The sequence below is a fragment of the Massilia sp. WG5 genome, from assembly GCF_001412595.2.
In the GTDB taxonomy this organism is placed as follows: Bacteria; Pseudomonadota; Gammaproteobacteria; order Burkholderiales; family Burkholderiaceae_D; genus Telluria.
This window is the reverse complement of sequence record NZ_CP012640.2, coordinates 5,847,063-5,870,346: the sequence shown is the minus strand read 5'-3', so window position 1 is coordinate 5,870,346 and position 23,284 is coordinate 5,847,063. Positions and strand designations below refer to the sequence as shown.

General features: G+C 65.1%; 18 protein-coding genes. 7 read left to right on the top strand and 11 right to left on the bottom strand.

From position 1 onward, the window contains the following. Positions 1-33 precede the first annotated feature (33 nt). From AM586_RS26215 to tssF, 3 genes are read right to left on the bottom strand one after another with little or no spacing between them, the layout of a single operon-like run. Positions 34-2,454 (bottom strand): heavy metal translocating P-type ATPase, encoded by a 2,421-nt coding sequence (locus tag AM586_RS26215; RefSeq protein ID WP_047822588.1) that lies wholly within the window; start codon positions 2,452-2,454, stop codon positions 34-36. Between the two features lie 51 nt (positions 2,455-2,505). After that, the gene (tssG, locus tag AM586_RS26210; RefSeq protein WP_052233312.1) at positions 2,506-3,615 is read right to left on the bottom strand and encodes a type VI secretion system baseplate subunit TssG; all 1,110 of its coding nucleotides are present in this window, start codon (positions 3,613-3,615) and stop codon (positions 2,506-2,508) included. Then, the gene (tssF, locus tag AM586_RS26205) at positions 3,579-5,447 is read right to left on the bottom strand and encodes a type VI secretion system baseplate subunit TssF (protein WP_047822586.1); all 1,869 of its coding nucleotides are present in this window, start codon (positions 5,445-5,447) and stop codon (positions 3,579-3,581) included. Before tssF ends, tssG begins: the two co-directional genes overlap by 37 nt. 78 nt (positions 5,448-5,525) lie before the next feature. Here tssF and AM586_RS26200 point away from each other — a divergent pair, with 78 nt between their 5' ends. After that, on the top strand, positions 5,526-6,236 hold the full coding sequence (locus tag AM586_RS26200; protein WP_047822577.1) for a glutathione S-transferase N-terminal domain-containing protein: 711 nt from the start codon (positions 5,526-5,528) through the stop codon (positions 6,234-6,236). Here AM586_RS26200 and AM586_RS26195 read toward each other — a convergent pair. After that, on the bottom strand, positions 6,233-6,964 hold the full coding sequence (locus AM586_RS26195; protein WP_047822575.1) for an SDR family oxidoreductase: 732 nt from the start codon (positions 6,962-6,964) through the stop codon (positions 6,233-6,235). The genes AM586_RS26200 and AM586_RS26195 overlap by 4 nt on opposite strands. A 177-nt stretch (positions 6,965-7,141) precedes the next feature. Here AM586_RS26195 and AM586_RS26190 point away from each other — a divergent pair, with 177 nt between their 5' ends. Then, positions 7,142-9,046, top strand: a complete 1,905-nt coding sequence (locus tag AM586_RS26190; RefSeq protein WP_052233311.1) for a bifunctional diguanylate cyclase/phosphodiesterase — start codon at positions 7,142-7,144, stop codon at positions 9,044-9,046. Here AM586_RS26190 and AM586_RS26185 read toward each other — a convergent pair. The 4 genes from AM586_RS26185 to AM586_RS26170 all read right to left on the bottom strand — a co-directional run bounded on the left by AM586_RS26185 (position 9,037) and on the right by AM586_RS26170 (position 12,052). After that, the gene (locus AM586_RS26185) at positions 9,037-9,969 is read right to left on the bottom strand and encodes a pirin family protein (protein ID WP_047822573.1); all 933 of its coding nucleotides are present in this window, start codon (positions 9,967-9,969) and stop codon (positions 9,037-9,039) included. The genes AM586_RS26190 and AM586_RS26185 overlap by 10 nt on opposite strands. Then, positions 9,970-10,353: an OsmC family protein gene (locus AM586_RS26180; protein ID WP_047822571.1), complete on the bottom strand. Its 384-nt coding sequence runs from the start codon at positions 10,351-10,353 to the stop codon at positions 9,970-9,972. A gap of 51 nt (positions 10,354-10,404) precedes the next feature. Continuing rightward, a complete protein-coding gene (locus tag AM586_RS26175; RefSeq protein ID WP_047822569.1) occupies positions 10,405-10,827 on the bottom strand; it encodes a DoxX family protein in 423 nt (140 codons plus the stop codon). A 145-nt stretch (positions 10,828-10,972) separates the two neighbouring features. Continuing rightward, a complete protein-coding gene (locus tag AM586_RS26170) occupies positions 10,973-12,052 on the bottom strand; it encodes an NADH:flavin oxidoreductase (protein ID WP_229411049.1) in 1,080 nt (359 codons plus the stop codon). A gap of 159 nt (positions 12,053-12,211) precedes the next feature. Between AM586_RS26170 and AM586_RS26165 the strand changes: the two genes are divergently transcribed. Then, positions 12,212-13,096 (top strand): LysR family transcriptional regulator, encoded by an 885-nt coding sequence (locus tag AM586_RS26165; RefSeq protein ID WP_047822567.1) that lies wholly within the window; start codon positions 12,212-12,214, stop codon positions 13,094-13,096. Positions 13,097-13,100: 4 nt separating this feature from the next. On the opposite strand, the gene AM586_RS26160 is transcribed toward AM586_RS26165, so the two are convergent. Together AM586_RS26160 and AM586_RS26155 are read right to left on the bottom strand one after the other, a co-directional pair. Continuing rightward, the gene (locus AM586_RS26160) at positions 13,101-14,930 is read right to left on the bottom strand and encodes a DUF885 family protein (RefSeq protein WP_047822560.1); all 1,830 of its coding nucleotides are present in this window, start codon (positions 14,928-14,930) and stop codon (positions 13,101-13,103) included. Positions 14,931-15,002: 72 nt separating this feature from the next. Continuing rightward, positions 15,003-15,755 carry an SDR family oxidoreductase gene (locus tag AM586_RS26155; protein WP_047822558.1) on the bottom strand — a complete coding sequence of 251 codons (753 nt, stop codon included), beginning with the start codon at positions 15,753-15,755 and terminating at the stop codon, positions 15,003-15,005. 117 nt (positions 15,756-15,872) lie between these two features. Here AM586_RS26155 and AM586_RS26150 point away from each other — a divergent pair, with 117 nt between their 5' ends. The 3 genes from AM586_RS26150 to AM586_RS28465 all read left to right on the top strand — a co-directional run bounded on the left by AM586_RS26150 (position 15,873) and on the right by AM586_RS28465 (position 20,993). Next, positions 15,873-16,781, top strand: a complete 909-nt coding sequence (locus AM586_RS26150; protein ID WP_047822556.1) for a LysR family transcriptional regulator — start codon at positions 15,873-15,875, stop codon at positions 16,779-16,781. 554 nt (positions 16,782-17,335) lie between these two features. After that, the gene (locus AM586_RS26145) at positions 17,336-17,890 is read left to right on the top strand and encodes a PEP-CTERM sorting domain-containing protein (protein ID WP_082439549.1); all 555 of its coding nucleotides are present in this window, start codon (positions 17,336-17,338) and stop codon (positions 17,888-17,890) included. Between the two features lie 1,216 nt (positions 17,891-19,106). Beyond that, entirely contained in the window at positions 19,107-20,993 is a 1,887-nt protein-coding gene (locus tag AM586_RS28465; protein WP_162600609.1) for a hypothetical protein, read from the top strand. Between the two features lie 559 nt (positions 20,994-21,552). Here the strand turns inward: AM586_RS28465 and AM586_RS26140 are convergent. Further along, complete coding sequence (locus AM586_RS26140; protein WP_052233310.1) at positions 21,553-22,233, bottom strand: DUF4336 domain-containing protein; 681 nt, start codon at positions 22,231-22,233, stop codon at positions 21,553-21,555. Between the two features lie 22 nt (positions 22,234-22,255). On the opposite strand from AM586_RS26140, the gene AM586_RS26135 reads away from it, so the two are divergent. Continuing rightward, a complete protein-coding gene (locus tag AM586_RS26135; protein WP_047822550.1) occupies positions 22,256-23,167 on the top strand; it encodes a LysR substrate-binding domain-containing protein in 912 nt (303 codons plus the stop codon). Positions 23,168-23,284: the final 117 nt, after the last annotated feature.

The window sequence follows — 23,284 nt, the reverse complement described above, 5'->3', positions numbered from 1 at the left end:
AAATCGGACGTTGGCGCGCTGCCGGTTCGCGACCTAGGACCTGGCGCTCACCGGATACCCGGCCGCATCGATCGCCTGCACGATCCGGTCCAGCTGGGCCTGGCTGTCGATCCTGACTTTCTTGGTCGGCAGGTCGATCTCGACCTTCGCCTCCGGGTCGATCTCCTGCACGGTCTTGGTCACGCGCCCCACGCAGTGTTTGCAGGTCATGTCTTCGACGGTCAATTCATACATCTTCGGTTCTCCTTGGGTTGAAGTTGAAACTGGCGCAGGCTGAGGGGCTGGCGCCCAGCGCCGCAGCAGCAGCGCATTCGTGACGACGCTGACGGAACTCAGCGCCATCGCCGCCCCGGCCAGTACGGGATTGAGCAGGCCCAGCGCCGCGACCGGGATCCCGACCACGTTGTAGACGAAGGCCCAGCCCAGGTTCTGGCGAATCTTGCGGTAGGTACGGTGCGAGATCGCGATGGCATCCGCCACCAGCAGCGGGTCGCCGCGCATCAGGGTGATGGCAGCCGTGTGCATGGCGACGTCGGTGCCGCCGGCCAGGGCGATGCCGACGTCGGCCGCGGCCAGGGCCGGGGCATCGTTGATGCCGTCGCCGACCATCGCCACCTTGCCGTCGCCCTTCGCCATCAGCTCGCGCACGGCCTGGGCCTTATCCGCCGGCAGCACCTCGGCCACGTAGCGGTCCAGTCCGAGCTCGCGCGCCGCCAGCGCCGCCGCGCCCTGGTTGTCGCCGGTGAGCATGACGGCGTCGACGCCCATTGCTTTCAGGCGCGCGACGGCCGCCGCGCTGGTCGGCTTGAGGCGGTCGCCGAAGGCCAGCAGGCCTGCGACGCGCAGCGCGCCGCCCTCCTCCACGGCCAGCCAGGATACGGTGCGGCCGTCGCCCTCGTGGCGGCGCGCGGCCTCGTCCCAGGCCTGCGCCGGTGCGCCGAGCTCCTGCATCAGGCGGCGGTTGCCCAGGTAGACGTTCGCAGATCCGACCCGCGCCCGCACCCCGCGGCCCGGCAGGGCGGCGGCGTCGAAGGCGGCCGCCGGCGCCAGGCCGCGTTCGCGCGCCGCCTGCGCCACGGCCTTCGCCAGCGGATGCTCGCTGTACTGCTGGACGGCCCAGGCCAGCGGCAGGACCTCGGCGCTGCCCTCGACCGCGACCACGCGCGGCTTGCCTTCGGTGAGCGTGCCGGTCTTGTCGAACACCACGGTGCGCACCGCGTGCGCGGTCTCCAGTGCCTGCGCGTCCTTGATCAGGATGCCGTGGCGCGCCGCCACGCCGGTGCCGACCATGATCCCGGTCGGCGTCGCCAGGCCCAGCGCACAGGGGCAGGCAATCACCTGCACCGCCACCGCATTCAGCAGCGCCTGCTGCCAGTCGCCCGTCGCCAGGCCCCAGGCCAGCAGCGTCACCAGCGAGATCAGCAGCACCGCCGGCACGAACACACTGCTGACGCGGTCGACCAGGCGCTGGATCGGCGCCTTGACCGCCTGCGCATCCTCGACCATGCGGATGATCTGCGCCAGCATGGTGTCGGCGCCGACCTTCACCGCCTCGACCAGCAGCAGGCCTTCGCCGTTGACGGCGCCGCCCAGCACCCGGTCGCCGGGGCGGCGCGCCACCGGCAGGCTTTCGCCGGTGAGCAGGGATTCGTCGAGGTGGCTGCCGCCCTCGGCCACGCGGCCGTCGGCCGGGACGCGCTCGCCGGGCCGCACCACCATCAGGTCGCCCACGCGCAATGCGTCCAGTGCGACCTCGACATCCTGCCCGCCGCGCCGCACCAGGGCGGTGCTCGGGCGCAGCGATTCCAGGGCGCGGATCGCCTCCACGGTCTGGTGCTTGGCGCGGCCTTCGAGCCACTTCCCGAGCAGGACCAGGGTGATCACCACCGCGGACGATTCGAAATACAGCTGCGGCATGCCGCGGCCGGCCGGGTCGGCGACCAGCTCATAGACCGACAAGGCATACGCCGCCGAGGTGCCGATCGCCACCAGCAGGTCCATGTTCCCGGCGCCGGCCCGCAGCGCCTTCCAGCCGGCGCGGTAGAAGCGCGCGCCGAGCCAGAACTGGACCGGGGTCGCCAGCAGCAGCTGCAGCCAGCCCGGCAGCATCCAGCCGTGGAAGATCATCGGCAGGATCAAGGGCAGGCTGAGGATGGCGGCGGCGGCCACCGGCCACCAGGCGGGCAAGGCGGACGGGGGTGCTTCCGCGCGCGGCTGGCCGCGCCGCACCGGCTCGGCTTCGTAGCCGGCCTGCGCGACCGCGGCGACGATCGCCTGCGGGTCCAGCCGGTCGCCATGCACGGTCGCCTGCTCCGTGGCCAGGTTGACGCTGGCCTCGCGGACGCCCGGCACCTTCTTCAAAGCCTTTTCGACGCGCGCCACGCAGGACGCGCAGGTCATGCCGCGCACCGCCAGCTGCAGCTCGGCGGGCGCCAACTCGGTCGTGGAATCCATGATTTCTCCTGTCAGCATGATGACAGGATAATCCTTCCCACGATGGGAAGGTCAAGCGCCGTCCGCGAAATCGTGCAGGAAACCGTCCGGCGGGAAGGCTGCGGGGCTGGCCGCCAGCGGCGGCATGGGTCGCATATCGTAGACCATGTCGGCGCGGTCGGCGCTCGCTTCCGCGGTGATCAGGAAACTGTCGCGGCCCAGGCGCTGCGGACCGCCGGCCAGGCGCACGGGACGCAGTTCGCTGCGCGCCAGCACCAGCACCACCTCGTAGCTGAGGGTCGGCGCGGCGAACAGGCCGAGCAGGGTGCGCAGCGCGCGCGCCCCGGCCGCCCGCGGCAGGAAGGACTCGAAGCGGGCGCGGCGCAGCGGGCCGATGCGCACGCGCACGCGCAGGTCCGGGCGCCAGCAGCGCGCGCCCAGCACGGCTACCTGGCCGAGCACCGCGCCCTGCCCGCCCGGCAGTCCACCCAGCACGCTCTGCTCGTCCGGCGCCAGCGCATCCCAGTAGCCGATCCCTTCCTGCAGCGCCACCGGCACCCCGAAATGATGCGACAGCACCCGCGCCAGCACGACGCCGGAGGCCGGCCGCCGGCGCAGCACGCCGGCATAGCGCGCCAGCGTGGCCTCATCCACCGTTTCGTGGTGTTCGCCCGGCGCGAAGCCGCCCAGCGCCAGCAGCAGCGGCAGGAAGCCATCGCCGCCGTCGGCGCCGGCCACGGCATGCTCGACCCGGTACTTGCGCCAGGCGCCGTAGAACAGCGCCAGCATGCGGGTGGTGAACATGTCGAGGAAGGCGCGCGGCGCGCCCGCCAGTTCGGCGTCCGGCTGGCCCGCTTCCCAGGCCGCGATGCGCTCGGTGAAGTGGCCCGGCAGCGCCCCGTGCGCGCCCAGCAGGCCCATGAAGGTCGGGGTCAGGAAGAACTGCGGCGGCTCGTCCTCCAGGCGCTGCGGCACGATGGCCTCGACCTGCCCTGCCGGGAAGCCGAGCGCCAGGCTGTTCCGGAAACGCAGGTGGCGCTCCAGCGCGCGGCGCGGCGGCACCCCGTGCTCGCCCAGCCACAGCACCAGCAGCCGCACCGCCTGGAAGAACTCGAAGCGCTGCGGCTCGGCCAGCAGGCGCGTGATCAGCCCAGCGGCTGGCTGCTGTGACGGGGTGCGCATGCAAGGATTTCCTGGCCGGTCTGGCGCGACACGACCTGCAGCCGGGTGAAGCAGTTGAGCTGCCCGTTGAGGGCGAAATAATGGTCGAGCACCTGGGCGAACACGAACAGGCTGCTGCCGGCAAAGGCTTCTTCGTCGACGGTCAGGCGGATCCCGACCCCCGGCATCAGGGTCGACACCGGCGCGGTGCGCACCCAGGCCCGCACCGCGCCGTGCTCGAGGCCGTGGATGCCGGCGATCTGGCGCTGCGCGGCCGGCGAACGCGGCAGGTCGTACAGGGACAGCATCTTGCGGAACTCGTCCAGCCCGGCCATGGTCAGGCTGGCGTGGTTCAGCGACAGGTGCGAAATCAGGCGCCAGTGCGCACCCTTGGCGGTGCCGAACCGGTAGGTCGGGCTGGGTTTGCGCAGCATGCGGATCGGCGCCACCGCCGCCAGCTCGTCGCTGCGCAGGTCGCCCTGCGGATCGCCGTAGCGCAGCTGGGCCGGCAGGTCGCGGTTGGTGCAAGTCAGCATGGTCGACAAGGTGGTCCGCCCCCCCGGGGCGCCGGCGCTCACGGTGCGGAAGTCGGCGTCGATCAGCGCGATGCGCATCTCGTGGCCCGGACTGACCGCGGCCACCGCATGGTCGCGCCGGGTGATCCAGTAATGGGCGCCGCCGTCGCCATCCCTGGCCTCGGCGCCGGCGCCGGCGCCGGCAGCGTACAGCGGCGCGAAGCGGGTCACGCTGGCCGGGCCCGCGCCTTCGCGCACCAGGCGCACCGCATCGACGCTGTGGATCTCGTAGTCCGCCGCATGGGAGCCGTCGGCCAGCAGCGGATAGTCGGCGCTGGTGTAGGACAGCTGCAGCGGCGCGCCGGCCTTCGGAAACAGGTTGATCACCGGCGTGCAGGCCGGCAGCAGGTTGCCGGGGCCGATGCCGGCCAGCAGGCGCGCCGCGTCGGAGTCGGCCGGCACGCCGTTCAGCACCACGTGCAGGGTGAAGCCGGTGCAGCGCGGCGGCAGCAGGGCGCGCAGCGCGGTGGTGTCGAGGTCGATGAAATGGAACTTCTCGGGATAGCAGAAATATTCGCTCAGCAGGCGCAGCGCCGGATGCGAGCGCGCCGGAAACGGAATCATCGCGTCCTCCTCCGTGAGCCCGGCCGGCGCCAGCGGCACCGCCGGCAGCGGCAGCCAGGCCGCTTCGCCGGCCGCCTGCACGCAGGCGCAGGCGCCGCGCAGGAACAGCGCGTCGATCAGGGCGGCGCGGGTCGAGGCTTCGCCGTCGACGAACAGGCGCAGGCGCGCCGGCAGGATCTCGGCCAGCGGACGCGGGCCGGGCGTGTCGATCGCGATGCCGATGCTGCTGGCGGCGCCGCGCGGCAGCCGCAGCGAACGCGGCGCCTTCGCCAGCGGCGCGAAGCCGAGCTGCGCCACCCGCAGCGGCGCCAGCAGCACATCGTAGACGGTGCGGAACAGGCACACGCTGTCGTGCCGGGCGCTGGTGCGCAGCATGGTCCCGCGTGGCAGCAGCAGCGGCGCGTCGGGCAGTTCGGCATCGCCGCGGCCGCCCACCTGGACGATGGTATGCGAGGGCATCGGCCGCAGATAATGCGGATAGAGGCTCTCCAGCAGGGATTCGGTGAATTTCGGATAATCGTCGTCGAGGCGCTTGCGGATGCGGGCGCTCATCAGGGCCACCGACTGGATCAGGCGCGCCACGCCCGGATCTTCGTAGGTTTCGCCCGCCAGGTGCAGCTCGCTGGCCGGCTTCGGGTAACGGGCGCGAAATTCGCGCGCGAACTGGCCGAACAGGCCCAGCTCTTCCTCGTAGTAGCGCAGGAGTTCATCCATTCAAGAATAGTCCCACCCGCGCCGCGGATCTATCTTGAGTACAATCAATACCAACCAAGCACCCCGAAGGAGACAAGGATGACCGACCTAAGCAGTTTCCTGGTGACCCGCAAGTGGCCCGCCCGGCACCCGGAGCGCCTGCAGCTGTATTCGCTGCCGACGCCGAACGGCGTGAAGGCCGCGATCATGCTCGAAGAAATCGGCCTGCCCTACGAAGTGCACCGGGTCGCCTTCGACAGGAACGACCAGCTCTCGCCCGCATTCCTGTCGCTGAACCCGAACAACAAGATCCCGGCCATCCTCGACCCGGACGGTCCCGGCGGCCAACCGCTGCCGCTGTGGGAGTCGGGCGCGATCCTGCTCTACCTGGCCGAGAAGACCGGCAAGCTGCTGCCCGCCGACCCCGTGCTCCGCTACCAGGCCCTCCAGTGGCTGTTCTTCCAGGTCGGCGGCATCGGTCCGATGTTCGGCCAAGTCGGCTTCTTCCACAAGTTCGCCGGCAAGGACTATGAGGACAAGCGCCCGCGCGACCGCTACGTCGCCGAATCGAAGCGCCTGCTGGCGGTCCTGGACAAGCAGCTCGAGGGCCGCGACTGGATCGTGGGCGAGGAATTCACGATCGCCGACATCGCCATCTTCCCATGGGTGAACGGCCTGGTCGGCTTCTATGGCGCGGGCGAGATGGTGGGCTTCGACGAGTTCAAGAACGTGGGGCGCGCACTGCAGGCCTTCCTGCAGCGCCCGGCCGTCGCCCGCGGCTTGCAGATTCCGCCGGCTCCGGCTCCTTAAGCTCCGAGCGTGCGCAGGTCGGCCACGACCTCGTCGCCGAAGGATTTGCCGAGCAGGTAGTCGATCAGCTGCTCGGCGCATTCGTCGGGGTCGAGCAGGCTGCCGGTTTCCTTCAGTTCGACGAAGCGCCGCCGCATCGGGAAGCTTTCCTCGGACGTGGCCCGGATCTCGGTCTGCATGCCGGTGTCGATCACGCCCGGGGCCAGGCTGCAGATCTGCACGTCCTGGCCGCCGTCCAGCACCACCGCGCGCGCATGCTGGTCGAGCGCCGCCTTGGTGGCGCAGTAGACGCTCCAGCCCGGATAGGCATGGCGCCCGGCCCCGCTGGAGATGTGCATGATGCGCTTCTGGCCGCCGTCGCTGGCGCGCACCACGGCCGCCGCCAGCGCCATCGGCGCGGCCACGTTCAGGGTCACGGCGCGCAGCACCGCGCGCGGGTCCTGCTCTTCGAGCGGACCGACGGGGCTCACCATGCCCGCATTGTTGAGCAGCAGGACAGCGCCGGTGCCGTCCAGGTAATTCGCCAGCCCCCTGCCGTCGAGCCAGTCGATCAGCGCCTGGCCGTCGGCCAGGTCCAGCTCGACCTCCTCGAACAGCTCGGGCCAGGTCTGCGCCAGTTCGTCGGAGCGGGTGCGGGCCAGGCCCAGCACCGGCACGCCGCGCGCCAGCAGGTTGCGCGCCAGTGCCGCGCCCAGGCCTTTCGTGTGTCCGGTTACGATCGCTTTCATGTTCTCTTCCTCCGCCTCCGCCCTCCGCGCCGGGCACCCTAACGCATGGTAACGCAAGCCGGGGCGCACGATACAGCCATTTCCTGCGCATTTCCTGCGGCGCGCAGCCGCGTGCTCCAGTTCGGTGCGCCATGGCAGAATGCAGTCTCGCGGACCAGTCAGACCACGAGAGGACCAATGCAGATTCCAGACATTCCCGTCGACGAAGCACGCCGCCTGACCGCCCTGCACGCCACCCGCCTGCTCGGCAGCGCCCCCGAGGAAGCCTTCGACCGCATCACCCGGATGGCCGCGCGCCTGCTGAAGGCGCCCACCGCGCTGGTGTCGCTGGTCGACAAGGACGTCCAGTGGTTCAAGTCGCGCTGCGGCTTCGAAGGCAGCCAGACGGCGCGCGACGTCTCCTTCTGCGGCCACGCCATCCTCGACCACGAACCGCTGGTGGTCGGCGACGCCACCCTCGACCCGCGCTTCCGCGACAACCCGATGGTGAAGGGCGAGGCCCACGTGCGCTTCTACGCCGGCGTGCCGCTGTACTCGGTCGACCGGATGCCGCTCGGTACCCTGTGCGTACTCGACACCAGACCGCGCGAGCTGAGCAAGGACGAGCTGGATATCCTGCGCGACCTGGCCCGGATGGTGGAGCAGCTGATCTATCATCGCCAGCTGGCCGGCGCGGTCCAGGCCCTGCGCCAGCACGTGCTGCTCGATACCGCCAATCCGGAGCTCAGCGCCGCGGCCGGCCAGGTCGAATTCCTGCTCAACCACGACCAGCTGACCGGGCTGTCGAACCGCCAGGCGCTGGCGCGCACCATCGGCGAGGGATTGGACGTATGGCGCACGCAGGGCACGCAGACCCTGGTGGCGGCGATCAACCTCGACAAGTTCAAGCGCCTGAACGAAGCGCTCGGCCACCACGCCGGCGACCAGGCCCTGGTCTCGATCACCTGGAGCCTGCAGGCCCTGCTGCGCCCGGGCGACCTGCTGGCGCGGGTCGGCAACGACGAATTCGTGGTGGTGCTGCCCGGCCTGGGCGACGACAGCGTGGCGCGCGACCGCCTGCGCCAGCTGACCCAGGCGGTGCACCGCGAATTCAAGGCCCCGGGCGGCGGCGCGATCCCGCTCACCTGCAGCATCGGCTATGCGATCTTCCCGCAGGACGGCGACAGCGCCGACGTCCTGCTGAACAATGCGACCCTGGCCACGCGCCGCGCCAAGCTGCTGGGCGGCGGCCAGATCCAGCACTTCTCCGAGGAGCTGAAGCGGGCCTTCAACCGCAAGCTGGCGCTCGAGAGCCAGCTGCGCGCCGCCCTCGACCACAAGGAGCTGTTCCTGATGTACCAGCCGAAGATCGCGCTGAAGGACGAATCGGTGGCGGGGCTGGAGGTGCTGCTGCGCTGGCGCCATCCGAAGCACGGCCTGATCTCGCCGGTCGAATTCATCCCGGTGGCCGAAGAGGCCGGACTGATCGTCGAGATCGGCGAATGGGTGCTGAAGAGCGCCGTCGACCAGTGCCGCGCCTGGCGCGCAGCCGGCGTGCCGACCGTGCCGGTGGCGGTCAACCTGTCGGCGCGCCAGTTCCACCGCACCGACATCGTCGGCTGCGTCGGCACCGTGGTGCGCGACGCCGCGCTGCAACCCGGCGACCTGGAGCTCGAACTCACCGAAAGCACGTCGGTCCAGTGCCCCGAACGCAGCGCCGGCCTGATGGGGCGCCTGCGCGAGCTCGGCGTCACGCTCAGCATCGACGACTTCGGCACCGGCTATTCCAGCCTCAGCTACCTGAAGGAGCTACCGGTCGACAAGCTCAAGATCGACCGCTCCTTCGTGCAGGACATGCACCAGAGCGAGGATTCGATGTCGATGGTGAAGGCGATCATCGCCCTGGCGCACAGCCTGCGCCTGGAGGTGATCGCCGAGGGCGTCGAGCTGCAGGAACAGCTCGACGGCCTGCGCGCGGCCGGCTGCGACCAGATCCAGGGCTTTTATTACAGCAAACCGCTCGATGCGGATGCCTGCGCCGCCTACCTGCGCGAGCACGCGGGCGGCGGCGCGCCCGCGGCGGCGCAGAGCGTTCAAGGATAACGGACTGGGCGACCGAGGGTGTCGGGCAAGGGAATGAATTCGGTCTCGCCCGGCACCTGCGGGAAGCGCATCGCGCGCCAGTCTTCCTTGGCCTGTTCGATCCGGTCGGCCGAGCTGGAGACGAAGTTCCAGGTCAGGTAGCGCGGGCCATCCATCGGCTCGCCGCCCAGCAGCATCACGCGCGCGCCCCGGCCGTTCGCGGCCGCCAGCGTCACGGCCGCGCCGGGCTTCAGCACCAGCAGCTGGCCGGGACCGAAGCTGCCGTCGCGGCCGAGGTCCAGCGTGCCTTCCACCACATAGATCGCCTGCTCGGGGTACTCGGCCGGCAGCTTGACGCGCGCGCCCGGCTGCAGGGCCAGGTCGACGTAGAACAGCGGCGATTCGACCGGCACCGGGGCGCGCTTGCCGAAGTACTCGCCGGCGATGATGCGGGCGCTGGCGCCGTCGCCGTCGATAATGGGCAGCTCGCCCGCGGCGATGTGCGAGAAGCTCGGGTCCTTCTCTTCCTTGTCCTTCGGCAGCGCCACCCAGCACTGCAGGCCGTGCAGCGTCGAGCCCTCGGCGCGCACCTGCGGGCCGGTGCGTTCGGAGTGGACGATGCCCTTCCCGGCCGTCATCCAGTTCACCGCGCCGGGACGGATGTCCTGCACCGTGCCGAGACTGTCGCGGTGCGAGATCTCGCCTTCCAGCAGGTAAGTCACGGTCGACAGGCCGATGTGCGGGTGCGGGCGGACGTCGATGCCGGTGCCGGCATTGAACACGTGCGGACCCATCTGGTCGAGGAAGACGAAGGGGCCGACCATGCGGCGCTCGACGTGCGGCAGCGCGCGCCGCACCTCGAAGCCGCCGCCCAGGTCGTGGGTGCGCGGCACGATGATGGTGTCGAGCATGCTCAGTTCATCGTGCTTGTCGTGATGTTCCATTTAGCTGGCCTCCGTGGTGATCTGGATCTGCCCGGACAGGGTCTTGTGGACCGGGCACTTGTTGGCGATATCCGTCAGGCGCTGCTTTTCTTCCTCGTTCAAGCCGCCGACGTAGCGGATCGTACGGTGCAGGGCATAGGCCGCGCCTTCCTGGCCGTGGCGGATGCTCACCTGCACTTCGTCCAGCGCGTAGCCCTTGCGCCTGGCGTACAGGTTGACCGTCAGCGTGGTGCAGGCCGCCAGCGCCGCCGCCAGCAGGTCGTGCGGTTCCGGGCCGCTGCCCTCGCCGCCGAACTCGGGCGCCACGTCGGTCAGGAGCCGGTGTGGCCCGATCTCGATCACCTGCTGCAGCGGCCCCTGGCCGCGGTGCGTCGTCACTTCCATGATGGTCCCCTTCTTTTTACTCGAACGATTGTACGTGATGCGCCGGATTTATCAGGCGGTTCGGGTGCGCAGGACGAGACCGGCGTCGGCGCGGGCCGAAGCGCGCTGGCGCTCGATATCGAAGATCGCCAGCATCGCGCCAAGGATAGCCACGTTCTTGAAAAAGTGGTTGAACTGGTTCTGGAATTCGGCCGCGCCGGCACTCCAGAAGGCGTGGAAGATCAGCGTGACCGGTATCAGGAACAGCGCCAGTCCGAGGCTGGCCCAGCGCGCCTGGAAGCCGGTCGCCAGCGCCAGCCCGCCGCCGATCTCGAGCGCGATCGCGGCCGCCAGCAGCAGGCTCGCCAGCGGCAGGCCCAGGCTCGCCATCCAGCCGGCCACGTAGGCAAAGCCGAAAATTTTGTTGATGCCCGAGACGACGAACAGGGAACCGGCGAGCGCGCGGCCGAGGGGGTAGAGTTTGCTGGTGTTCATGGTGTTTTCCTTCGATGTGGGTTGTCGATGGAATGCATTATGAACACCCTGCCGGGCAAAGAAAAACGAGTTATTTTCCCGCCTATCATCGATTTTTTCGACGATCCCCGCATGGGCCGGCAGGGGGCCGCTCAGGAGGCCGATATCACCGGGCGCCGGCGTCGAAGGCCAGTTCGGAATCCTTGATGTCGGCGATCGGGCCCAGGATGGCGCCGTCGAAGCTGCGCGGCGCATGCCGTTTCTCGAAGATTCGCGGCATGTCCGGATTCGCCAGCGCGCCCCGGCCCAGCGCCACGATGTCCGCGCCCAGCGCCAGCGCCTGTTCCGCGCGCTCAATGCTGTCCAGGGAGCCGTTGGCGATGATCGTCACGCCGGGCGCGTAGCGGCGCGCCAGCGCGAGCAGGCTGTCGCTGCCGCCTTCGAAGGCGGACTGCCAGGCCTCGTATTCGGTCACGTGGATGAAATCGGCGCCGGCGCGGGCCAGGGTGCCGAAGATCACCTCCGCATCGCCCTCGCGGCCCGGCCATTTGGCCGTGAAGTCGTTGACCTTGCCCTGCGAGATGCGGATGCCGACCGGGACTTCGTCGCCGACCGCGGTCTTGACCGCTTTCAGGATCTCTTCCAGCAGGCGCACCCGGCCCTCGACGCCGCCGCCCCAGCGGTCGGTGCGCAGGTTGGTGTGCGCGGTCAGGAACTGGTCCAGCAGGTAGCCGTTCGCGCCATGGATCTCGATGCCGTCGAAGCCGGAAGCACGCACGGCGCGGATCGCGGACTGGACGAAGCCCTCGATGACGCCGGTGATTTCCTGTTCGGTGATCTCGGCCGGCACGGGGTAGCGTCCTGCGCCATGGTAGAAACCCATCTGTTCGCCGGCAGGCTGCACCGCCGAGGGGCCGATGGTGTGGCCGCGGTAGGGATTGCCCTGGCTGAGGGCCCCCGCGTGCATCAGTTGCGCGAACATCAGCGCGCCGTGCTGCTGGACCTCGCGCGTGATGTCTTTCCAGGCAAGGGCCTGCTCCTCGTCGGCGATGCCGGGCTGGTTCCGGTAGCCCTGCGAGAAGGCTTTATCGGGGTACAGGCCTTCGGTGATCACCAGGCCGAAACCGCCCCTGGCGAACCTGGCGTAGTAGTCGCGCATCGCCGCGGTCGGGACACCGGTGGCGGTCGCCGTCACCCTGGTCATCGGCGCTACCGCCAGCCGGTTCCGGAAGCTCACACCTTTCATAACGTGTTTCGATAGAATCTGGGTCGGATGATCAGTCATGTCCTGCTCGCTTTCGTAGAAGGCGTGCTGCGGCTGCAGCACTACAAACCCATGATAGGGGCGGGAGCGGGCTCGTGAAAGACCGGGACAGGTGAAGACGCCTTATCGAAAAGGGTTAAGATGCAAGTATCGGATATCAGGATTTTCCTCGCCGTCGTGAGTGCCGGCAGCCTCTCTGCTGCAGGCCGGCAACTCGACATCGGCACCATGCAGGTCTCGCGCCGCCTGGCCGTGCTCGAAGACGAGCTCGGCGTCCGGCTGCTGCACCGGACCACCCGCTCGATCTCGCTGACCGCCGAGGGCGAGGCCTTCCTGCCCTATGCGAACACGATCTCGGAAGCCGAAGACAGCGCCCGCAGCGCCCTGAGCCCGAGCTCGGCGACTGCCTCGGGCGTGCTCAGGCTGACGGCCCCGAGCGTGTTCGGCCAGACCATCGTCCTGCCCATGCTGGCGGGGCTGCTGGACCGGCATCCCGAGCTGCGCATCGACCTCGACCTGTCCGACCGCGTCGTCGACATCGTCGGCCAGGGCCTGGACCTGGCGCTGCGCGTGGCGACCCTGGAAGATTCCGAACTCGTGGCCAGGCGCATCGTCGGCAACCCGCGCGTCATCTGCGCCTCGCCGCGCTACCTGCAGCGCCACGGCGTGCCGGCCCGACTGGCCGACCTGGACCGGCACCAGTGCATCGTCCTGCACGCGGTGCCGCGCTGGCCCGTCGTCGCGAACGGCGAACTGCAGCGCAAGCGGGTGAATGCGCGCGTCACGACCAGCAACGTCGACGCCGCCCGCACCGCCGCCCTGCAGGGGCTGGGCCTGGCGCTGCTGACCTACTGGGACGTGCACCAGCAGCTCAGCGACGGCGAACTGGTCGGCGTCCCGCTGGAAGACGCCGCGATGGAAGACCTGTCGGTCTGGGCGGTGATGCCGACCCGGCGCTACGTGCCGACCCGGGTCAAGGTCTTCCTCGACGCGCTGGAGCAGGAACTCGCGCGGCGGCAGCCCTGAAAACCTACTTCGCGCTCGCGATCCAGCGGTTCACCTGCGCCTCGAGGATGGGCAGCGGCAGCGTACCGTCGCCCAGCACCACCTCGTGGAACTTCGCGTAGCTGAACTTCGGCCCCAGCGCCTGGCGCGCGCGCTCGCGCAGCTCCAGGATCTTCAGCGCGCCGATCTTGTAGGCCAGGGCCTGGCCCGGCCACACCATATAGCGTTCGATCTGGTTGGCGGCGCGGTCCTCGCTGTAGCCGAGGTTCTCCATCGCGTAGGCGACCGCCTTCTCGCGCGACCAGCCCTGCGCGTGCATGCCGGTGTCGACCACCAGGCGCACGGCGCGCAGCAGTTCGTCGTTCAGGTGGCCGTAGTAGTAGGCCGGATCGTCGTAGAAGCCGAATTCGCGGCCGAGGGTCTCGCAGTACAGCGCCCAGCCTTCGGTATAGGCGGCGGCGCTCGGGTGCTCGGTGAAGAACTTGCGGAAGTCCGGCAGCGGCAGTTCCTTCAGCAGGGCCGCGTGCAGGTGGTGGCCCGGCACGCCTTCGTGCAGCAGCAGCGTCGCCATGCCGACCGTGTCGTACTCCTTCGGATCGTTGACCACGGCCCAGAACACGCCCGGATGCGAGCCGTCGGCAGCCACCGGCGTGTAGTGGTCGGAGGCGGTGGCGCGGGTCAGCTCGGGCTCCAGCTGGATGTCGAGTTTCGCCTTCGGCAGCAGGGTGAAGTACTGCGGCAGCTTGCTGTCCACCTGCGCGTAGATCTGGCGGTAGCGCTCCAGCACCTGCTGCTCGCTGGTGAAGGGCTTGAATTTCGGCTGCGCGGCCACCCATTGCGGGAAGTCCTTCAGCGGGCCTTCATAGCCGAGCCGGGGCGCCAGCTTTGCCATCTCGCCCTGGATGCGCGCGACTTCCTTCAGCCCCAGTTCGTGGATCTGGCCCGGCGGCAGGTCGAGGTTGGTGTTGTTCTTGATGCGGGCCTGGTACCAGGCCGCGCCGTCCGGCAGCGCGCCATAGCCGGCGCTGGTGCGCCCGGCCGCCATGTAGTCCTTCTCGAGGAAGGCGCACAGGCGGTCGAGGGCCTGGCCGATCTTCACCGCGGCCTGCCGGTAGCCGGCGCTCAGCGTGCGCTTGTCCTGGTCGGAAAAACCGGCCGGCATGCGCGTGGCCGGCGAGTAGAACACGCTGGCCTGCGGGTCGCTGCTGCGCAGCTGGCGGAACTGCGGCAGCATCCTGGCCGTGATCGCCTTCGGCTGCACCACGCCGGTCCGGATGCCCTCCTTCATGTCGACGATGGCCTGGTCGATCCAGGCCGGCAGCTGCTGCAGGCGGCGCAGGTAGGCGCGGTACTGGGCCGGCGTCCCGAGCGGCTGCGAGCCGGTGCCGCCGGCGTAGTTGGCCAGGTTGCTCGGCATATTGTCGAAGTGATTCAGCGGCAGCAGGTGTTCCGGGAAGCGCTCGAGATCGAGCTGGGCGCCGATCTCGGCGGCCAGGATGTCGTAGTTCAGCCGGGCCTTGTCCGCCAGGCGGGTGCGATCGATCGCCTGCAGCTGCTTCAGGAATCCATGGTTCTCTGCCAGGTAGCGCTTGCGGACCTTCGGGTCGATCGCCATGCCGAGCTGGTCGTCGTAGCGGCTGTCGCCGTTGGCGGTCGCGTACAGCATCGGATCGAAGCGCGCGCGGGCGTCGTAGAACCTGGCGGCGATCCTGTCGACCTTGCGCTCGAGCGCCTGCTCGCCCGCGGATGCGGATGCGGATGCGGGCGCGGCATGGACCAGGGTGGCGGGGAGGCTGGCGGCGAGGATCGCGGCAGCCAGGCTGGCTGCGCGCAGGGACCGGACGGACGGGAGCATGCGATTCCTTGTGGATGAAATTCCAGCAAGGATACCGTGCTTCCCATCCGATGCACAGCCAAGAACGAGCTCTTACACCTGGGCCATGCCGCCGTCGACGAACAGTTCGGCGCCGTTGACGAAGCTGGCATCGCTGGAAGCCAGGAACAGCACGGCTTTCGCGATTTCCTCCGGCTCGCCGACGCGGCCCAGCGGCACCTGCGAGGCCAGCGCATCGAGCAGGCCTTGCTGGGCGGCCGGGTCGTCGCCGGCCAGCTCGACCAGGCCGGGGGTGCGGATCGGCCCCGGGCTGACGACGTTGATGCGGATGCCGCGCCCCTTCACGTCCAGGATCCAGCTGCGCGCCAGGTTGCGCACCGCGGCCTTGCTGGCGCTGTAGACGCTGAAGGCCGGCGTGCCCTGGATGCCGACGGTCGAACCGGTCAGCACCACCGAGGCGCCGTTGGATAACAGCGGCAGCGCGGTCTGCACGGTGAACAGCAGGCCTTTCACGTTGCGGTCGAAGGCGTCGTCGAAGTGTTCCTCGGTGATGCCGCCCAGCGGCGCCATCGAACCGCCGCCGGCGTTCGCGTACAGCACGTCGATGCGACCGGCCTGGTCGCGGATGGTGTCCACCAGGCGCTGCAGGTCTTCCCTGCTGGCCGAATCGGCGCGGATGCCGGTGGCGTTCGGGCCGATGGCCTCGACCGCGGCATCGAGCTCGGCCTGGCGGCGGCCGGTGACGAAGACGCGGGCGCCCTCTTGCGCGAACAGCTTGGCGGTGGCCAGGCCGATGCCGCTGGTGCCGCCGGTGACGAGGGCGATTTTGTTGTCGAGTTTGTTCACGGTGTTCTCCTTCGGTGGTTGATCGGCGAGTCGATGGAGACCAGTCTAGATTGAACACAACCATGCGTAAATCCGAAAGATATGGATTCACTATCCACCCAGATGTACAATCGGCGCATGGACCACCTGCTTGCCCTCCGCACCTTCGTACGCATCGCCGACGCCGGCACCTTCGGCAAGGCCGCCGACCAGCTCGGCCTGCCGCGCTCCACCGCCAGCAAGCTGATCCAGGACCTGGAAACCTACCTGGACGTCAAGCTGCTGCAACGGACCACGCGCCGCATCACGGTGACGCCGGAAGGCGCGCAGTACCACGAGCGCGCCCTGCGCCTGATCGCCGACCTCGAAGCGATGGATGCCGAGGCGCGCGGATCGCGGGCGCGGCCGGGCGGCCGGCTGCGCGTCGACATCGGCTCCTCGCTGGCCAACCTGGTGCTGCTGCCTGCCCTCCCCGACTTCCAGCGCCGCTACCCGGACATCGAGCTGCGCCTGGGCGTGAGCGACCTGCCGGCCGACCTGGTCGGCGAAGGCATCGACTGCGTGATCCGCGGCGGCGCCCTCGACGACACCTCGCTGGTCGCGCGCAAGCTGTGCGAGATGGATTTCGTGACCTGCGCCGCGCCGGCCTACCTGGAGGCGTCCGGGACACCCACCCACCCGCGCGAGCTGGAGACCGGGCATCGCCTGTTCAGCTATTTCTTGACCCGCACCGGCCAGCCGGTGCCGCTGCGCTTCCGCCAGGGAGAAGAGACGATCGCGATCGAGGCGCCGGTGGCGGCCGCCGTCAACGAGAGCACGGCCCACATCACGGGACTGGCGGCGGGACTGGGCATCGGCCAGACCTTCTGCTTTGCGGTGCAGGGCCACCTGGCGCGCGGCGAGCTGGTACGCGTGCTGGAAGACTGGGCCCAGCCGCGCCATCCGCTGTATGCGATGTATCCGTCGAGCCGGCACCTGAACGCCAAGGTACGGGTCTTCGTCGACTGGGCGGTGGAGGTGTTCGCGGCGCTGGACGACAGGACTTGAGAGCAGCTGACAACATCCTGCAGTTGACCTGGAAGCACAGCCAGGTACGCCGAGACACTGCCACCGTCTGCTATCGGGCCAAGAGCAGACATAGGTGCAAAAGCTGAGATTATGAAAAGTTACGAAGCTGTTGAGGACGCGCGCTCTGTATCCAACGACGTCTTGGCAGACGTAACAGGTGCGAACGCTGCTTGTGCCTTAATCGCGTCAATAGCTGCAAAGCTGAGCTATCTACCTGTGCTCGAACCGTTTGCAGTTATCGCACAACGAGAAAGGGCACAATGCGTTTGAGCGCAAAATAACATCGATTGACGAGATGTAACTCTACATGCCATAAGTTACCGAATCGCTCGATTCTTTCACGTATTGCTGAAAAAATCCTATATTTATTTCATTCAATATTGTCGCGTTCATGTCGACATTCTTTACATCAAACATAATGTAAGGTTTCTCATCACAAATTTACTCTTTATATACAATTAGTTACTAGCATATTTTGAGTATGGCATGGCTTTTGCGTATGGCGTTCTTGCCCCGACAAAAGGAGAACTGTGATGTTTAAGAAATATTTGACAATTGCATTAATTGCCCTTGTAACACTACCAAGCTATGCAACAGTGATTACATACAAGACCCAGCTTACTACAGGAAACAACTATACAACCACCTATACGGTGACACCATCGCCCGATGAGTTGCCAATTAGCGAATTCACAATCTACTTTGATTACAACTCATATGCAAACCTGGTCCTAAGTTCGTCGCCTGCAGGATTCGACTCGCTTTTGGTTCAGCCGGACACAGCACTGCCTTCTGATGGCTTTCTTGACGTACTAGCACTGACTGGAGGAATTGTATTCACTAGTCCGCAAGGAGGATTTTCGGTGTCTTACCTGTACACTGGCACCGGCACCCCGGGATCACAGCGTTTCGACATCATTGACAGCACAACGTTTGAAACTATCAGCTCCGGCTTTACCTCGGCGTCATCTCCTAACGATATACCTGAGCCAGGGACGCTCGCTCTGTTCACGTTAGGTGCAGCGGGGATTTCGTGCCTGACACGTCGCAGTCGCACTAAGCTCAAAACGCTTCCGAAAAGGGCATAACACCACCCCGAAATCGCCATCAGCAAGCTTACTTATACTATTTTGGTTTAAGTAGATTTGCGTTGACGGTTGCCCCAATGCCATTGCGGTTCATTCGGTTTAGATTTGAAAAAGAAACGTTCCTGAACCGCTTTCGATAATTCAACCGAATGAACCACCCAAACGCTTCCATGCCTGCTCTTGACTAAAAATCCTCTAGATAAAATGGGTTTTTCCATAAAGCCTGCCAGGGACTTAAATGTTCTTGATGAAACAATCACTTGGAAGATTTTTTGTCATGCATACTGCATGAAAACACTAGGTTTCGTTTAGTCAGTTGCCCCTCCTATGTCAGCGAGCAACTGCACACTTGGAGCGTTTTACGAATCCTCATCGACCGGCTTACATTGCATACTTTCAGGTCATTTTCCGCTCGACCTAACCCGTTAGGCTCGACCGAACCCTGTATTAGCCAGGCCAACAATAAGTTGCTTTACTATCTCGAGAGTCAACATTCATAAGCTCGAATTGTTATCTCGGCGTCTGTCTTTGAAACCGCCCGGCTAACAATACAACGACCCGACACCCACGTTATTTCGCTTCCGCTGTTTAAAGTCTGCTACTCAGTAAATTCTGTTACGGCGGGCCAGCTCATCGAAAAACCGTAGCAATATATCAACCCATTGCATGCATAGACTTTCTCGTAAACAAACCGTTTTTAATAACGGAAAGAATTTACGAAACAACAAAAGCATGCCCAGAATATTTATTTATTTTGGTTAAATATGCAATCTCATGAAATAGAAAGTATTTCCATGATCCACATGTTATCGTTAGCCTGAAACATGTTGTAAATACGCCATAATGTTATTCGTTTTTTGACATCTGTGTTTCACACGACTAGCATAAATGCGCTGCCGATTACTTCTTCTATTTTCTGCTGACCAACTTTATACATTTGACTCAGAATGCATCGGTTGCGTTCACTTGATACTTAATGGAGCTTTAACGTACGGCTTCCAATTCACAAGAGGTTTTATTGGCTAGCTCACCTTGACCTACCCTTTAGCATCATTGCCATTACGTTTTCTGGATTAAAGACACTTGCAAGAAGGTGACAAAAGCAATTGATTGGTTCGATCGTACGAACATCTTGAACCCAGCCAGATGCAATATTTCAGATCCTTAAGAAGCTGTGAAGAAGTGTGACCAACTTGTCTTGCCAAGAGGGGCTGTCATGACGATTAAACTTAAACATTGGTATGAAATTTTATACTCTATACTTTTTAGTGTATTGATACTTACTCCAGCAGCTCTTCTCGTGGCGTGCAACAGTAATGATGAGAAATCAACTTCGGCAACGAGTCCCAGGCTGCTTGCCACTGTCACGACTAATGCGAATCCCGAACTGACTGTTTCCGCACTAGAAAAAGTAACCGAAGTCCGTGTGGCCCGGACCGTCTTCGATTATACATTTCGAATTGTTGTTACAAATAACGATAAGATAACGCACTCCAATGTTATTGCAAGATTGAAGAGCGCTGGGCCAGGGACATCGATAATTTCCGGGGAGGTGAGTTTGGGAGCCATCCCAGCCGGCGGAAACGCTAAATCCGTCCAAACCCTGACATTACGTCAGGATCGATCGGCGCCCTTCAATCCGTCCGCCCTGATTTGGGACATTAAATTTGATCAATTACAGAGCGAAGCAAAAGTCCAAGTCGTAAAAGAAGCTGGCGAACACATCGGTTTGATCGTTACAAAAGCTACCGGTGAATCGGTACAGTACGGTGGTGACAGGGACCAGAACGGTGTACTGGTTTCGCTTGATACCGTCATTCACCATACATCGTCAGGGGATACCACTCTATATATTACAAGTCCAACTCGACGCGATACAATAGCGCCAAACGGGATACGTGGCTCATTCGAATTAACGGGCGATGGCGGCCTTCTGGTGTCGCTTACCGATCCATCAACGGGTAATACGCTCAAGACAAAAGTCACTGCACCTGCGAAAACTGCTTCAGCACTTAATGTGATCAATGTGTCCAATACGGTGAAAAAAAAACCAATCGCTCTAACTCGGCAAAGGTCGAGCTCAGGAACGGCTGCCCCAGCAATACCAATGGCTCAGCCATTCTCGTTATCGCCCGCGCCTACTACTGCTGCTGTCGCAACGGCCAGTACGGCGACCGTTAGCCACGACAACCAGTTTCCTGTCGATATCCAGACATCTCAATGCGGGAAATTTGGCCCTGCTTCTGGCAATGTCTTTGTTGGACTTCGCGGCGGATCCTTTTCCGGCTCATATAGGGCGCTTCCCGTGTCGCCAGGAATCTATCGCGCATATATACCTAATGCAGCACGTGAGGTTCCGGTTAATATTGCGGCCCTTACCGACGCTCTACGCAATGCGAGGATTTTGGTCAATGAGATTTGCGCTCAGGATCCCATACTTCTTTTCACAGCAGGGTCACGCATTTGCACTGGTGTTGCCGCTGCGGTTGCTGCCTCAACTCTATTTGCCGGCACCCCAGCAGGTGTAGCAGTCCTGGCAGCATGCGAAGCCTCTGTTTCTGCCGCCATCGCCTACTGCGAATTCAAAGCATTTTTTGGCCCTGATACTCAAGGGGGAGCTGTTAAAGGTGTTCCTGATCCAGTGAGTGACACAATTGATCAACTTCAAGACTCCTATATAGATAAAATCCCGGAAAATTTTACGGGCGAAGCGACTCCTTATATCGATGCACTTCCTTCGCCTATTACCGGACCGACCCAGAAAATTCCCCCTAACGTGACAACGATTAAACTTTCGATCGATGACTTTCATGTTGTTGTAGGGGAGCTTGTCATTACACCTCCTTCGCCAGTCGCGGCGCAGGCTTACATCGCCAGCTCTAAAGTTCAATGCCTGCCAGCGGGCTCGTCATCACGCATTTCGGTGCTGGGCTCTGACGGCTACACCGACGTACTAACCTATCCGAGCGCCGGTTCTGAACAGACAATTAGTCTGTCAGTGCCGGGTGGGGCGGCTGGTGTATCTGACACAATTCGGTTGGTTGTAACACCGTCGGTCGGCGGCCCCCCTATCCAAAAGGTTGCGTCGCTAGTTTTCCGTTGAGATTGTTCGGAGATACAAGGCCAGTCAAAAAACTGGCCTTGCGCAGGACTAAGCCAAAACTACGTCGAATGGGTTGAACGGAATCGACACTGCTGAGAATGATGACGAATTCATCGCCCGACAGCGAAACGCGCGGCCAAGGGGCCCTATTTCATCGTCCCGGCCAAGCTCGAAGACGCAAATGTCCTCCTTTTCCCGTTCGACAGCTTTGACATGCCGCCTCGAGGACCTCGGAGTTTAAACAGGTACCCCACCGTGGCCCAGCCGATCAGGCCTGCCAGCAGTGCAATTTTGACCTCTGCATCCCATGCGTAAGCGCGCCTTGGCGATACCGGCAAACACCTCGTCCGCGGGAAAAAAGGAAGCAAGTACCCATCCGTATCCTTACAAAATGCGTCGATAGCGGACGTACGCGGCCGCAACCCGAGCGCTAGGATAGCGACCATGTTTGCAGACGATAGCACGCTGCAGCCTTGCGTCACGCGAACGGCTCGACCGTTGGCGTTGGGTTGTCGAACGCATCAAGCGGCGGGCCGACATCCACCGAACCTTAGGTGCTCTAAGCCCCGAGGTGGGCGAACGCACGCTCGACCAGCGCGTGCGCATCCCGCTCGACGATGCTGTTGTGCGCCGTGATCACCCGCGTGAACGGCCATTGCAGGATCATGCGCGCGCTGCCTGCCGCCAGCACGCGGTCGCGCGTCACGAGGCGCACCGTGCGCGGCAGGTCGAGGCGCCCGCGCACGCCGGTCAGGCGCGCATACAGGGCGGTTCGCCAATCGAGTTCGCCGCCCCAGCACTGCAGCACGTCGGTCATGATCAGCGTCGCCGACGCTTTATGAAACCACACGACCTCGTTCACGAAGGGCATGCCGCGGATCCAGACCTGGCCGAGCTCGTGCTGCCATTCCCGCGGTACGACGTCGCCCAGTTCCATCAGGCCGGCCAGGTCCGGACGCTTGGCCGCCAGGCCGGGCGCGCCGACCAGCGCGGCGTCCGGGAACATGCGCCGGGCATGCCGGGCGAACAGGTGATGCGCGCGGTTCGGGGCGACGATCCAGGCCACCGTGCCGAGGCTGCGCAACTGGTCCGCCACGGCGTCGTCGAAGCGCACCGGCGAATGCAGCCACAGGCGGCCGTCGTCGAAACGGACGACCGTCATGCGGGACGTGACCGGCAGGCCGGCGGCCTTGAAGCCGCGTTCCATATGCCAGAGATTGGGGGCGACGGGTGTCAGCATGGTCCTATTGTAGAATACTTATATGTTAAGAATCAGCCTGGACGCCCTCCTCACCGTCGACACCATCGCCCGCCGCGGCAGCTTTTCCGCCGCCGCCAAGGAGCTGTTCCGGGTGCCTTCGACGATCTCCTATACCGTATCGAAGCTCGAGGAAGACCTCGGCGTGCAGCTGTTCGAACGCTTCGGCCCGCGGGTGGTGCTCACCGCGGCCGGCGAAGAACTGCTGAAGGAAGGCCGCTACCTGCTGAAGGCGGCCGGCGACCTCGAAAGCCGGGTGCGCCGCGTCGCTTCCGGCTGGGAGACCGAATTCACGATCGGGATCGACTCGGCGCTCTCGCCGCTGGGCCTGCGCGACGACATCGCCGCCTTCTACGAGGTGGCGGACCAGACCCGCCTGCGGATCGTGAAGGAAGCCCTGTCCGGCACCTGGGAGAGCCTGCTCGACCGCCGCGTCGACTTCCTGGCCGGCGCCGCCGGCGAAGGCCCGTCCGGCGGCGGCTATACCGCGGAACCGATCGGCAAGCTGTCCTTCGTGTTCGCGGTGGCGCCCACGCACCCGCTGGCGGCGGTGCGGCACCGCCTGGGCAAGGCCGAACTCAGCGCGCACCGTGCGGTGTCGGTGGCCGATTCGGTGCGCCTGCTGCAGGCGCGCACCGTGGGCCTGCTGTTCGGGCAGGACACCCTCACCGTCCCCGACATGCAGACCAAGTACGATTTCCAGCTGGCCGGCCTCGGCTTCGGCTTCCTGCCCGAGGCCTGGGCCCGTCCCGCCATCGAGGCCGGGCGCCTGGTGGTCAAGGAGGTCGAGGAACCCCGGCCCGACGAGACCGTCTTCATGGCCTGGCGCACCGGCGAGGAAGGCGCGGCGCTGAAGTGGTGGCGCGAACGCCTGCGCGCGGCGCCGCCTGTCGCGCGCATGCTGGCGCGCATCTGATCCAATGCGCTGGCCGGTGGAGCGGCCGCTGCCGGATTGACAACATCGCGCGCCGCTGCTGTCACAGGGCTGTCATAATCGGGCTCTACACTCCGTTGCCAAGAGTGAAATATCCGA

Coding starts and splice junctions, on each gene's coding strand:
- AM586_RS26200 (WP_047822577.1), top strand. CDS start 5,526: ATGACCGACCTAAGCAGTTTCCTGGTGACCCGCAAGTGGCCCGCCCGG.
- AM586_RS26180 (WP_047822571.1), bottom strand. CDS start 10,353: ATGGAAGTGACGACGCACCGCGGCCAGGGGCCGCTGCAGCAGGTGATC.
- AM586_RS26140 (WP_052233310.1), bottom strand. CDS start 22,233: ATGCTGACACCCGTCGCCCCCAATCTCTGGCATATGGAACGCGGCTTC.
- AM586_RS26215 (WP_047822588.1), bottom strand. CDS start 2,454: ATGGATTCCACGACCGAGTTGGCGCCCGCCGAGCTGCAGCTGGCGGTG.
- AM586_RS26175 (WP_047822569.1), bottom strand. CDS start 10,827: ATGAACACCAGCAAACTCTACCCCCTCGGCCGCGCGCTCGCCGGTTCC.
- AM586_RS26160 (WP_047822560.1), bottom strand. CDS start 14,930: ATGCTCCCGTCCGTCCGGTCCCTGCGCGCAGCCAGCCTGGCTGCCGCG.
- AM586_RS26195 (WP_047822575.1), bottom strand. CDS start 6,964: ATGAAAGCGATCGTAACCGGACACACGAAAGGCCTGGGCGCGGCACTG.
- tssF (WP_047822586.1), bottom strand. CDS start 5,447: ATGGATGAACTCCTGCGCTACTACGAGGAAGAGCTGGGCCTGTTCGGC.
- AM586_RS26150 (WP_047822556.1), top strand. CDS start 15,873: ATGGACCACCTGCTTGCCCTCCGCACCTTCGTACGCATCGCCGACGCC.
- AM586_RS26135 (WP_047822550.1), top strand. CDS start 22,256: ATGTTAAGAATCAGCCTGGACGCCCTCCTCACCGTCGACACCATCGCC.
- AM586_RS28465 (WP_162600609.1), top strand. CDS start 19,107: ATGACGATTAAACTTAAACATTGGTATGAAATTTTATACTCTATACTT.
- AM586_RS26190 (WP_052233311.1), top strand. CDS start 7,142: ATGCAGATTCCAGACATTCCCGTCGACGAAGCACGCCGCCTGACCGCC.
- AM586_RS26185 (WP_047822573.1), bottom strand. CDS start 9,969: ATGGAACATCACGACAAGCACGATGAACTGAGCATGCTCGACACCATC.
- tssG (WP_052233312.1), bottom strand. CDS start 3,615: ATGCGCACCCCGTCACAGCAGCCAGCCGCTGGGCTGATCACGCGCCTG.
- AM586_RS26170 (WP_229411049.1), bottom strand. CDS start 12,052: ATGAAAGGTGTGAGCTTCCGGAACCGGCTGGCGGTAGCGCCGATGACC.
- AM586_RS26145 (WP_082439549.1), top strand. CDS start 17,336: ATGTTTAAGAAATATTTGACAATTGCATTAATTGCCCTTGTAACACTA.
- AM586_RS26165 (WP_047822567.1), top strand. CDS start 12,212: ATGCAAGTATCGGATATCAGGATTTTCCTCGCCGTCGTGAGTGCCGGC.